Here is a 13,733-nt window from a genome sequence, read left to right as displayed (position 1 = left end):
ATCTGGTCACCGGCGATGCGGGCGACACGATCACCTACACGTTCAGCGCGACCAACACCGGCACGGTGACGTTGGCGCCGGTGACGGTCACGGATCCGTTGCTGCCCAGCCTGACGTGCACCATCGCTAGTCTGGCACCGGCCGCGACCGCGTCGTGCGCAGCAACCAACAACACCTACGTGATCACCGCGGCCGATGTCACGGCGGGCAGTGTGGTGAACACCGCGACCGCGACCGGCGATGCGCCGGGCACGATCGTCGATCCGACCGCGACCGACAGCGCGACGGTGACGACGGCGGCAACGCCGACGGCGTCGCTGACGCTGGCCAAGAACGCCGCGGTGGCGGACACGAACGGCAATCTGGTCACGGGCGATGCGGGCGACACCATCACCTACACGTTCAGTGCGACGAATACGGGCACGGTGACCTTGGCGCCGGTCACGGTCACGGATCCGCTGCTGCCGACGCTGGGCTGCACGCTGGCGTCGCTGGCACCCGGTGCGACCGCGTCCTGCACGGTGACCAACAACACCTACGTGATCACGGCGGCTGATGTCACTGCCGGCAATGTCGTGAACACGGCGACGGCCACCGGCGACGCGCCGGGCACGATGACCGATCCAACCGCGACCGATACCGCCACGGTGACGACGGCGGCGACGCCGACGGCATCGCTGACGCTGGCGAAGAACGCCGCGGTAACCGACACGAATGGCAACCTGGTCACCGGCGATGCCGGCGACACGATCACTTACACGTTCAGTGCGACCAACACGGGCACGGTGACGTTGGCGCCGGTGACGATCACCGATCCGCTGCTGCCGAGCTTGGGTTGTACGCTGGCGTCGTTGGCACCCGGTGCGACCGCGTCCTGCGCGGCGACGAACAATACCTACGCGATCACCGCAAGCGATGTGACCGCCGGCAACGTGGTGAACACGGCGACCGCGACCGGCGACGCGCCGGGCACGATCGTCGATCCGACCGCGACCGACAGCGCGACGGTGACGACGGCGGCAACGCCGACGGCGTCGCTGACGCTGGCGAAGTCGGCTTCCGTGGCGGACACGAACGGCAATCTGGTCACGGGCGATGCGGGCGACACCATCACCTACACGTTCAGTGCGACGAATACGGGCACGGTGACCTTGGCGCCGGTCACGGTCACGGATCCGCTGCTGCCGACGCTGGGCTGCACGCTGGCGTCGCTGGCGCCGGGCGCGACCGCGTCCTGCACCGCAACGAACAACACGTATGTGATCACCGCGGCGGATGTCACCGCGGGCGACGTGGTGAACACGGCGACGGCGACCGGCGATGCGCCGGGCACGATTGTCGATCCGACCGCGACCGATACGGCCACTACGCCGACGTCGGCGACGCCAACGGCGTCACTGACGCTGGCGAAGTCGGCCTCCGTGGCCGACACGAACGGCAATCTGGTCACCGGCGATGCGGGCGACACGATCACCTACACGTTCAGCGCGACCAACACCGGCACGGTGACGTTGGCGCCGGTGACGGTCACGGATCCGTTGCTGCCCAGCCTGACGTGCACCATCGCCAGTCTGGCACCAGCGGCGACCGCGTCGTGCGCAGCAACCAACAACACCTACGTGATCACCGCGGCCGATGTCACGGCGGGCAACGTGGTGAACACCGCGACCGCGACCGGCGATGCACCGGGCACGATCACCGATCCAACCGCGACCGATACGGCCACCACCTCGACGGCCGCGACGCCGACGGCGTCGCTGACGCTCGACAAGTCGGCCTCGGTGGCCGACACGAACGGCAATCTGGTCACCGGCGATGCGGGCGACACGATCACCTACACGTTCGATGCGACCAACACCGGCACGGTGACGTTGGCGCCGGTGATGGTCACGGATCCGTTGCTGCCCAGCCTGACGTGCACCATCGCCAGCCTGGCACCGAGTGCGACGGCCAGCTGTGCGGCAACGAACAACACCTACGTGATCACCGCGGCGGATGTCACGGTGGGCAGCGTGGTGAACACGGCGACGGCGACCGGCGATGCACCGGGCACGATCACCGATCCGACCGCGACCGATACGGCCACCACCTCGACTTCAGCGACGCCAACGGCGTCACTGACGCTGGCGAAGGCGGCCTCGGTGACCGATACGAACGGCAATCTGGTCACGGGCGATGCGGGCGACACGATCACCTACACGTTCAGCGCGACCAACACCGGCACGGTGACGTTGGCGCCGGTGATGGTCACGGATCCGCTGCTGCCGAGCCTGGCGTGCACCATAGCCAGTCTTGAGGCGGGTGCGACGGCCAGTTGTGCGGCAACCAGCAACACCTACGTGATCACGGCCGCCGATGTGACGGCGGGCAACGTGATGAACACGGCAACCGCGACCGGCGATGCACCGGGCACGATGACCGACCCGACCGCGACCGATACGGCCACCACCTCGACCGCGGCCACGCCGACGGCGTCGATGACGCTGGTGAAGTCGGCTTCCGTGGCCGACACGAACGGCAATCTGGTCACCGGCGATGCCGGGGACACGATCACCTACAGCTTCAGCGTGGAGAACACCGGCACGGTGACGTTGTCGCCGGTCACGATCACGGATCCGTTGCTGCCAAGCCTGACGTGCGCGATCGCCACCTTGGCACCGGGTGCGACCGTGTCCTGCGCGGCAACGAACAACACGTACGTCATTCAGACAAGCGATGTGGGCGGGGTGACGAATACGGCGACGGCGACGGGCGATGCGCCCGGGACGATCCCGGATCCGTCAGATAGCGACTCGGTGTCGACGCCGGAGGTGGCGGCGCCGACGGCGTCGCTGACGCTGGCGAAGAGCGCGAGCGTGGCCGACACGAACGGCAATCTGGTGACCGGCGATGCGGGCGACACGATCACCTACACCTTCAGTGCGACCAACACGGGCACGGTGACGTTGGCGCCGGTGACGGTCACGGATCCGTTGCTGCCCAGCCTGACGTGCACCATCGCCAGTCTGGCGCCAGCGGCGACCGCGTCGTGCGCAGCAACCAACAACACCTACGTGATCACGGCCGCGGATGTCACCGCCGGCAATGTCGTGAACACCGCGACCGCGACCGGCGACGCGCCGGGCACGATGACCGACCCGACCGCGACCGATACCGCCACGGTGACGACGGCGGCGACGCCGACGGCATCGCTGACGCTGGCGAAGAACGCCGCGGTAACCGACACGAACGGCAATCTGGTGACGGGCGATGCGGGCGACACCATCACCTATACGTTCAGTGCGACCAACACCGGCACGGTGACGTTGGCGCCGGTCACGGTCACCGATCCGCTGCTGCCGAGCCTGAGCTGCACCATCGCCAGCCTGGCACCAAGCGCGACGGCCAGCTGCACCCCTGCGAACAACACCTACGTGATCACGGCCGCTGATGTGACCGCGGGCAACGTGGTGAACACCGCGACCGCGACCGGCGATGCGCCGGGCACGATCACCGATCCGACCGCGACCGATACGGCCACCACCTCGACGGCGGCGGCGCCGACGGCGTCGCTGACGCTGGCGAAGAGCGCGAGTGTGGCCGACACGAACGGCAATCTGGTCACCGGCGATGCGGGCGACACGATCACCTACACGTTCAGCGCGACCAACACCGGCACGGTGACGTTGGCGCCGGTCACGGTGACCGATCCGTTGCTGCCGACGCTGGGCTGCACGCTGGTGTCGTTGGCGCCGGGTGCCACCGCGTCCTGCGCAGCAACGAACAACACCTACGTGATCACGGCCGCCGATGTGACCGCGGGCAACGTGGTGAACACGGCGACGGCCACCGGCGACGCGCCGGGCACGATCGTCGATCCGAGTGCGACCGATACGGCCACCACCTCGACGGCGGCGACGCCGACGGCGAGCGTGGTGCTGACGAAGTCGGCGTCGGTGACTGACACGAACGGCAACACGGTGACAGGTGATGCGGGTGACGTGATCACCTACACCTTCAGCGTAGAGAACACGGGCACGGTAACGCTGGCGCCGGTGACGATCGCCGATCCGCTGCTGCCGAGCCTGAGCTGCACGCTGGTGTCGCTGGCACCGGGTGCGACCGCGTCCTGCACGGCAACGGGCAACACGTACACGATCCAGGCCGGTGATGTGCCTGCTGGGGTGGCGAATACGGCGACCGCGACCGGTGATGCACCAGGCACGCTCGCGGATCCGAGCGACAGCGATACGGTGACGACGCCGACGGCGGCGACGCCAGTGGTGAGCCTGTCGGTGGTCAAGGCGGTCCCGACCAATGCCGACAACGATGGCTCGGGCTCCGTGACGATCAACGATGTGCTGACCTACACGATCACCGCGACCAACACTGGCGACATCGCGCTGACAGGTGTCGTCGTCAGCGATCCGCAATTGACGCCATCCAGCATCCCCTGCGCGAGCCTTGCGCCGGGTGCGACGTGCGTGCTGACGGGCATCCACACTGTCGTGCAAGCCGACGTGGATGCAGGGGCAATCGTCAATACCGCAACTGCGGATTCGGCCCAGACGTCGAGTACTTCGAGCAATACGGTCACAACGTCGGTCGTTGCGGTCAGCGCAATCGACCCCACGCTGTTGCGGCTCGTCAAGCAGGCCGCGCAGCGCGATGTGAAGTCCGGCGACCTGGTTCGCTACACAGTCACCGTCGAAAACGTCGGCGCATCAGCGGCGGCCAACGCGACGCTGGTGGACACGCCGCCAGCCGGCTTCACCTATGTCGACGGCTCACTCCTGGTCGACGACGACAACGACGCAGGCATGCTGGCCGGCACCAGTCCGCTGCGCATCAGTGGTATCGACATCGCCGTCGGTGGCCGCGCCACCATCGTCTATTACCTGCGTGTCGGCGCGGGCGTGGGCAAGGGCGTGCACCTCAACAGCGTGTCCGCGATTGGCCCGAGCGGTGATCCGATCAGCAACGTCGCCACCGCCGAAGTCGACATGGCAGGTGATCCCTTGCTCGATGACAGCCTGATCCTCGGCACCGTCTTCGACGACCGCGATGGCGACGGCAGTCAGGACGAAGGCGAGCGGGGCATCCCGGGCGTGCGTATCGCCTCGGTCGAAGGCCTGATCATGGAGACCGATGCCTACGGCCGCTACCACCTCGCCGGCGTGCCGGCAGGCGACTGGAGCCGTGGTCGCAACTTCATCCTCAAGGTCGATGCGGCTACGCTGCCGCCGGGTTCGCAGTTCACTACCGAGAACCCGCGCGTGCGTCGCATCACTCCGGGAATCCCGGTGCGTTTCGACTTCGGCGTCAAGCTGCCTGAGGGTGAGATTGGTCCCGGCAAGTCCGAGACCAATATCGAACTGGGCGAAGTGTTGTTCGAAGCTGGTAGCGCAACGGTGAAACCGGAATACGCACCGCTGTTCGCCACCATCGTTGGAAAGCTTCGCGAACACGACGGCGGTCGCGTGACGATCACGGCGCAGGCCGAAGCCGAATCGATCGCCTTCGCCCGCGCTAGTGCGGTGCACGCGGAACTTGCCAAGCAGTTGTCGCCGGAACTTGCCGCCAAGACGCAGATCGACGTGTCGGTCGGCACGCAGACGGTGGTCAGTCTCGACACGGCCATCAGGCTCGGCGAAGTCCTGTTCGACACCGACAAGGCCACGATCAAACCGGCATACCGCGACCTGATCCGCGAAATCGCGGCGACGCTCAACCGCGAAGGCCATGGCGTGATCGGCGTCATCGGTCGCGCCGACCCGCGCGGTGCCAATGCCTACAACGTGCAACTCGGGTTGCGTCGCGCCAAGGCTGTGTTCGAGGCGATCGCGGCGGAACTCACGCCGGAGGTCAGACAGAAGGTGCGGGTGGATATCACTGACGATCCCAACGCCGCGGTCGGCGTGGGCGACCGCTGAGGACATGACCATGAAGACCAAGATGAAGCTTCTGGACATGACCCTGATCGCCCTGCTCTCGGCAGGCGCGACGCCAGTGCTTGCGCAAAACGCAACCGTCCCGCAATGCACCGGCGACGAATGCCGCAGCGACGAAGGCTTGCTGTTCCGCGTTCGCACCCGTGGCGAAGAACAGCCGGTCGCCACCGGAAACGATGCGTCCGCGTTGCAACAGAACCGACGCGTCGATGTCGTGCGCGAACTACCCGGCAGTGTCCGTATTGCCGGCAAGTTCGCAATCGACCTGCCCAACGGCGGCCTGGTCTGGGCCACCGAAGACCCGACCCTGGGCCAGCCCATCCTCAGCGTGCAGGCCGGTTCCACTGCCGCGTTCGAAGGCGGCCGCATCACCAAGCCGCTGCATTTCCACGGCTACACCAACTACGCCTCGTTCATCGACAAGCTGCAGGTCACGGTGTATCGCGGCAGCGATACCGACCTGGTCACGCCGCTGGCGACGATCGAGCTGCCGGTGTCGAACGTGGCCGATGCCGAATGGGATGGCGCGCTGCCGGCTGGATTGAACCTGCAGGCCGGCGACGACTTGCTGTACGTCGCCCGCGCGTACGGCAAGGACGGGACCTTCGACGAAACCAACGCACAGCGCGTCCAACTGGTCACCCCTGCGGACTTCGAGCGCGGCGTGCAGGTCCTGCGCGCAGACGTGCAACGCACACTGGGCCAGGCAGTCGATGGCGATACCGCACAATCGCTGCAGATCGGCAATGCCATCTACGGCCAGAGCCAACTGCGCATCCAGAACATCCCGGTCTACGGCTCGCGCGTGCGCATCCAGGGCCGCGACATTGCCCGCGACACGCAGCTGACAATCAACGGCCAGAGCTTCCCGGTCGATCTCGAACGCAAGTTCGTCGCCGAATTCCTCGAGCCCGTCGGCACGCATCGCTACGACGTGGTGGTGAAAGCCGGCAACGCCCCGGTGGTCACCAAGACGCTCGACGTCGACGTCACCGGCAAATACAGCTTCCTGGTCGCGCTGGCCGACCTCACGCTGTCGGAGAACAACGTCGGCGGCAATATCGAACCGCTGGCCGGCGATGATCGCTACGACGACGACTTCATCAGCGAAGGCCGCCTCGCGTTCTACCTGAAGGGCAAGGTGAAGGGGAAATACCTCATCACCGCACAGGCCGACACCCACGAACGCGAAGTGGACCGCCTGTTCAACGGCTTCCTCGATGCCGACGCGCAGGACGTATTCCGTCGCCTCGATCCGGACCTGTACTACCCGGTGTATGGCGACGATTCGACCACGTATCGCGACGTCGATACTCAGGGCAAGTTGTACGTGCGCGTGGACTGGGACCAGAACCAGGCGCTGTGGGGCAACTTCAACACCGGCATCACCGGCACCGAATACGGCCAGTACCACCGCTCGCTGTACGGCGCGGCGCTGAACTGGCGTTCGCGCGGCGTCACCAAGCTGGGCGACGCGAAGAGCGAACTGCGCGCGTTCGGTTCCGAGGCGCAGACCGCGCTCGGCCATAGCGAATTCCTCGGCACCGGCGGCAGCCTGTACTACCTGCGCCACACCGATGTGTTGCCGGGCTCGGACAAGGTCACGCTGGAAGTGCGCGACCGCAGTACCGGACGCGTCGAAGCGCGAGTCGACCTGCAACGCGGCGCCGATTACGAAATCGACGAATTGCAGGGCCGCCTTATCCTCACGCGTCCGCTTGCGCAGGTGACGCGCGAGAACGTGCGCACGCTCACGCGCGACATGCCGCTCGATGGCTATGAGCAACTGCTGCTGGCCGATTACGAATACGTTCCGGTGGGTTTCAACGCCGACGACGTCAGTGCCGGTGTGCGCGGCAAGCAATGGTTCGGCGACCACGTCGCGATTGGCGGGACCTGGATCGACGAGAACCGCAGCGGCGACGATTACTCGCTGCGCGGTGCCGACCTCACCCTGCAGGCTGGTCGCGGCACCTACCTGAAGCTCGAACAGAGCCGCACGGAATCCACCGTCGCGCCGATTTTCTATTCAGATAACGGCGGTCTTGGTTTCGTCCAGCGGAATCCGGTCATCGGCGCACGCGAAGGCGACGCGAAGGCCGTCGAAGCCCGCGCCAACTTCAAGGAACTCGGCTGGACCGAACGCGACTGGAGCCTGGGTGCGTGGTGGCGCGATGTCGATGCGGGCTTCTCCGTGTCGCGCTTCGATACCGGCCTCGGTATTGAGGAATACGGTGCCGAATTCCTTGGTTACTTCACCGATGGCTTCAGCCTGTTCGGCCGTTACAGCCATGCCGAACGCGGCACCGACACGCTGGAGCAGAGCCAGCTCACCGCCGACTGGCGCCTCAACGACGCCGCGCGGCTCGGTGCCGAGTTGCGCCAGGTCAGCGAACAGCGTCTCAGCGGCGACACCGATGCGCTGCTCGCGGCGTTGAGCTACCGCCACCGCATTGGCGCGACACTCGAGCTGTACGGCGTCGGCCAGGTCACGGCAGACGATGACGACGGGCGCTACGAGAAAAACAACCTGCTCACGCTGGGTGCGAAGTACCTGTTCGGCGATCGTTCCAGCGTCGGCGCCGAAGTCAGCGGCGGCAGCCGCGGCCACGGCGGCAAGCTCGATGCCGAGTACCGTCTCAGCCCGGACCACACGCTCTATGGCGCTTGGGGCTACAGCACCGACAACACCGAACGCGACCCGCTGTTCAACAGCGCGCTGCAGAACGGCTGGACGCTGGGCCAGCGCTGGCGCCTGTCGAACCAGGCCAGCCTGTTCAACGAAAGCCAGTACCTGAAGGATCCGCGCGACCGCAACAGCGGCATCGCCCACACCTTCGGCATGGATTTCTATCCGGCGCAGGGCTGGCACTACGGGTTCACCGTGATGGATGGCGAACTCGATGCCGCATCCGGCCAGGTCGACCGTCGCGCCTACAGCGTCAGCGGTGGGCGTACCGATGCACGCATGCAGTGGTCGAGCAAGCTCGAATATCGCGAGGACACCGGTGCCGAGCAGCGCGAGCAATGGGTGACGACCAATCGTCTGTTCTACAAGGTGAACGAAGACTGGCGTCTCGCCGCACGCGTCAACTACGCGGACACGCAGGACGACATCATCGCCTCCGCCGGCGCCAAGCTGGCCGAAGCCAACCTCGGCTTCGCCTGGCGTCCGCACGACAACACCCGTTGGGCCGCGTTCGGCAAGTACACCTATCTGTATGACCTCGCCACGCTAGGTCAGGAAGGTGGCGTGCAGTTCGATCAGAAGTCGCAAGTGCTGTCGCTGGAGGCAATCTACCAGCTCGACGATCGCTGGGAACTCGCCGGTAAGCTCGCCAGCCGTTGGGGTGATTACCGCATGGGCCGCGGCACCGGTACCTGGCTCGACAGCCGTGCCGACTTTGCCGCCGCGCAGGTGCGCTATCACCTGATCGCCAAGTGGGAGGGGCTGGCTGAATACCGCTGGCTCGGCGTCCGCGATGGTGGCGACCGCCGCGGCTGGCTGGTCGGCGTCGATCGGCAGCTTGGCGACAACTTCAAGGTCGGTCTCGGTTACAACTTCACCGATTTCAGCGATGACCTGACCGACCTGGAATACGACAACAAGGGCTGGTTCCTGAACCTCGCCGGCTATTACTGAGTTATCCGGCCGCTTTCGCGGCGGATAACTCGCCGGGTTCGAGTGGCCTGCGGCCGCTCAACACGGCGCAGGCCACGTCGCAGGCGAGAGCAAGTCGCCAAAATCCTACCCGTCATCGCGGCCTGGCCTGATGCCCTTGGGGCGGCGGTTATACTGGAATGCCAGGCGCCGGCTTCCCGGCGACAATCAAGGACTTGCATTCCCATGGCACGTGGCATCAACAAGGTCATCCTGGTCGGCAACCTCGGCAACGACCCGGAAGTGAAGTACACGCAGGGCGGCATGGCGATCACCACGCTTAGCCTGGCTACCACCAGCGTGCGCAAGGATCGCGACGGCAATCAGCAGGAAAAGACCGAATGGCACCGGGTCAAGCTGTTCGGCAAGGTGGGCGAGATCGCCGGCGAGTACCTGCGGAAGGGCCGCCAGGTCTATATCGAGGGCCGCATCGAATATGGGTCCTACGAGAAGGACGGGGTGAAGCACTACACCACCGACATCATCGGCGAAGACATGCAGATGCTCGGCGGTGGCGGTGAAGGCGGTCGTGCGGAACCGCGGACGGAGCGCAGCGAGCGCCCATCGTCTCGGCCACCCGCGCGCCAGGATTCGCCGCGCCGCGATGCCCCGGCGGCCAAGGCCAGCGATTTCGCCGATGACTTCGCCGACGACGATATTCCGTTCTGAACAGCGATCGCCGCGGAGCGGAGATCGAGCGATGGCCTGCAGCGGAGACTGATGTGACGACCTGGTTGGTGACCGGCGGCGCCGGTTTTATTGGCGGTAATTTCGTTCTGGATGCGGTGCAGCGCGGTCTGCGGGTCATCAATCTCGATGCGCTGACGTATGCGGGCAATCGCGACACACTGGCTTCGGTCGACGGCAATCCCAACCATGTGTTCGTGCATGGCGACATCGGTGACCGTGCGCTGGTCGAGCGTCTGTTGCGGGAACATCGCCCGGACGCCGTGATCAACTTCGCCGCGGAAAGCCATGTCGATCGCTCGATCGACGGCCCGGCGGCATTCGTGCAGACCAACGTGGTCGGCACCTTGGCGCTGCTTGAAGCAGTACGCGATTACTGGCGCATGGTCGAAGGCACGGCGAAGGAAAACTTCCGCTTCCTGCATGTGTCCACCGATGAGGTCTACGGTTCGCTCGGCGACTCGGGCAAGTTCACCGAGAGCACGCCGTTTGCCCCGAATTCGCCGTACTCGGCGTCGAAGGCCGCGTCCGACCACCTGGTCCGCGCCTTCCACCACACCTACGGGTTGCCGGTGCTGACGACCAACTGCTCGAACAACTATGGGCCGTACCAGTTCCCGGAAAAACTCATCCCGCTGATCATTGCCCGTGCCCTGGCCGGTGAGCCATTGCCCGTTTATGGCGACGGCAAGAACGTCCGCGACTGGTTGTACGTCGGCGACCATTGCGCCGCGATTCGCGCAGTGCTGGAAGGCGGTCGCGTCGGCGAGACCTACAACGTCGGCGGCAATGCCGAACGCCAGAACATCGAAGTCGTGCATGCGATCTGCACGTTGCTGGACGAACGCCGCCCGCGTGCCGACGGCAAGCCCCGCGCCAGCCAGATCACGTATGTCGCCGATCGTCCGGGCCATGATCGCCGCTACGCGATCGATGCCAGCAAGTTGCAGGACGAGCTCGGCTGGACGCCCGCATACAGCTTCGAGCAGGGGATCGCCGACACCGTCGACTGGTACCTGGGCAACCAGCCCTGGGTACAGCGCGTCCTCGACGGCAGCTATCGCCTCGAACGCATCGGAGCGGCCGCATGAGTCCTGCCGCGGTGCGCAAGGGCCAGCTTCGAAAAGGAATCATCCTCGCTGGCGGTTCCGGTACCCGGCTGTATCCGATCACCCAGGCGATCAGCAAGCAGCTGCTGCCGGTGTACGACAAGCCGATGATCTATTACCCGCTCAGCGTGCTGATGCTGGCGGGGATCCGTGAAGTGTTGATCATCAACACGCCGCACGAGCAGCCCCTGTTCAAGAACCTGCTCGGCGATGGTTCGCGTTGGGGCATGAAGATCGAATACGCCGTGCAACCCAGTCCCGATGGGCTGGCGCAGGCGTTCCTGATCGGACGCGAGTTCCTGGCCGGCGGCCCAAGCTGCCTGGTACTGGGCGACAACATCTTCTACGGGCACGGTCTCACCGAGCTGCTGCAGCGTGCCAATGCGCGGGAGCAGGCCGCCACGGTGTTTGGATACTGGGTGCGCGATCCGGAGCGCTATGGCGTGGCCGAATTCGACGCCACCGGCACTGTGATCGGACTCGAGGAAAAACCCGCCCAGCCGAAATCGCACTACGCCGTCACCGGCCTGTACTTCTACGATGGTCGTGCCAGCGACTTCGCCGCCGGGCTGAAGCCGTCGCCGAGGGGCGAGTTGGAGATTACCGACCTCAACCGTTGCTACCTCGAAGCTGGCGCCTTGCAACTCGAGAAGCTCGGCCGTGGGTTCGCCTGGCTCGATACCGGCACGCACGAGTCGCTGGTCGAAGCCTCGAGCTATATCGAGACCATCGAGAAGCGACAAGGGTTGCGCGTGTGCTGCCCGGAAGAGATCGCGTACTTCAACCAGTGGATCGATGACGCGCAATTGCGCGAACTCGCCAAGCCGCTGGCCAAGAGCGGCTATGGTCAGTACCTGCTCGGCCTGCTCGAACACGGGCGCATCGGATGAGGGTCATCGAGACCGACCTGCCAGGTTGTCTGGTGATCGAACCGCGGGTATTCGGCGACGAGCGCGGCTTCTTCTTCGAATCGTTCAACCACGACAAGCTCGCCGCGCACGGCCTGCAGCCGGCGTTCGTGCAGGGCAATGTGTCGTCGTCCAGCCGCGGCGTACTGCGTGGCCTGCACTACCAGTGGCCCAAGCCACAGGGCAAGTACGTGTCGGTGGTGGAGGGCGAGGTCTGGGACGTTGCCGTCGACATTCGCCGCGGTTCGCCGACGTTCGGCCGCTGGACGGCGGTGGTGCTCAGCGCCGAGAACAAGCGTCATTTCTGGATCCCGGAAGGCTTCGCGCATGGCTTCGTCACCTTGAGCGAACGTGCGGTGTTCACCTACTTGTGCACTGCGACCTACGACCCTCAAGCCGATGCCGGCATCCGCTGGAACGACGCGCAACTCGCGATCGACTGGCCAGTGAGCGCACCGTCGCTATCGGACAAGGATGGGCGCGCGCCCTTTCTGGCGGACGTCGCTGAAGACCGCCTGCCGATCTACGTGGCATGAAGTTCCTGTTGCTCGGCGGTACCGGCCAGGTCGGGACCGAACTGCGTCGCAGCCTCGCGCCACTAGGCGAAGTGGTCGTGGCGACGCGCAGCGGCAGATTGGGCGATCACGCCTGCGAAGTCGCCGACTTCGATCAACCCGATTCGTTGCCCGCACTGGTCGATCGCATCTCGCCGGACGTGGTGATCAATGCCGCCGCCTACACGGCGGTCGATCGCGCCGAGAACGAACGCGACGCCGCATTCCGTGCCAACGCGGCTGCACCGGAGGCGCTCGCAGGGGCCTGCATCGTGCGCAATGCGCTACTGGTGCATTACTCGACCGACTATGTGTTCGATGGACGCGGCACCCGCCCATACCGCGTGGATGATGCGACCGCGCCACTCGGCGTTTACGGCGCGAGCAAGCTCGCCGGGGAACAGACGGTGCGTGCCAGCGGTTGCCGCCACATGATTTTTCGCACCGCGTGGGTGTATGCCGCGCACGGCCACAACTTCCTGCGCACGATGTTGCGCGTCGGCGCCGAGCGCGATGAGCTGCGCGTGGTCGCCGATCAGTTCGGCACGCCGACCCCGGCTGCACTCATCGCGGATGTCACCGCGCAGGCGCTGCGACAGGCGTCGCAGACCTCCGGACTCTGGCACGTGACTGCATCGGGGCAAACCAGTTGGCACGGCTTCGCCGAAGCGATCTTCGCCGGTGCAGTCGAACGTGGACTGCTCGCCCGGGCACCACGCGTAGCGGCGATCACGACCGCCGACTACCCGACGCCCGCAGCGCGACCGGCGTATTCCGTACTGGACACCTCGACGTTGCAACGCGACTTCGGGATTGCGTTGCCGGACTGGCGCGAAGGACTCGCGCGTGTGCTGGACGAACTGAAAAACTAGGGCACGCGAGCG

At 65.7% G+C, this 13,733-nt stretch carries 7 protein-coding genes; all 7 read left to right on the top strand.

Annotation, left to right across the window (positions count from 1 at the left end):
- The coding region (locus tag MO486_RS03490) for an OmpA family protein (protein ID WP_242904566.1) at window positions 1-5,912 on the top strand (5,912 nt) is incomplete at its 5' end.
- 10 nt (window positions 5,913-5,922) lie between these two features.
- A complete protein-coding gene (locus MO486_RS03485; RefSeq protein WP_242904565.1) occupies window positions 5,923-9,573 on the top strand; it encodes a hypothetical protein in 3,651 nt (1,216 codons plus the stop codon).
- Window positions 9,574-9,777: 204 nt separating this feature from the next.
- Window positions 9,778-10,260 carry a single-stranded DNA-binding protein gene (gene ssb, locus MO486_RS03480; RefSeq protein ID WP_242904563.1) on the top strand — a complete coding sequence of 161 codons (483 nt, stop codon included), beginning with the start codon at window positions 9,778-9,780 and terminating at the stop codon, window positions 10,258-10,260.
- 53 nt (window positions 10,261-10,313) lie between these two features.
- Entirely contained in the window at window positions 10,314-11,369 is a 1,056-nt protein-coding gene (gene rfbB / locus MO486_RS03475; RefSeq protein WP_242904561.1) for a dTDP-glucose 4,6-dehydratase, read from the top strand.
- Entirely contained in the window at window positions 11,366-12,277 is a 912-nt protein-coding gene (gene rfbA, locus MO486_RS03470; RefSeq protein ID WP_242904559.1) for a glucose-1-phosphate thymidylyltransferase RfbA, read from the top strand. Before rfbB ends, rfbA begins: the two co-directional genes overlap by 4 nt.
- Complete coding sequence (gene rfbC / locus MO486_RS03465; RefSeq protein ID WP_242904557.1) at window positions 12,274-12,831, top strand: dTDP-4-dehydrorhamnose 3,5-epimerase; 558 nt, start codon at window positions 12,274-12,276, stop codon at window positions 12,829-12,831. The genes rfbA and rfbC overlap by 4 nt, the downstream gene beginning before the upstream one ends.
- Complete coding sequence (rfbD, locus tag MO486_RS03460; protein ID WP_242904555.1) at window positions 12,828-13,721, top strand: dTDP-4-dehydrorhamnose reductase; 894 nt, start codon at window positions 12,828-12,830, stop codon at window positions 13,719-13,721. The genes rfbC and rfbD overlap by 4 nt, the downstream gene beginning before the upstream one ends.
- Window positions 13,722-13,733 lie beyond the last annotated feature (12 nt).

This window comes from Lysobacter sp. CFH 32150, assembly GCF_022758295.1.
Taxonomy (GTDB): domain Bacteria; phylum Pseudomonadota; class Gammaproteobacteria; order Xanthomonadales; family Xanthomonadaceae; genus CFH-32150.
This window is presented reverse-complemented; position numbering and strand designations above follow the sequence as displayed.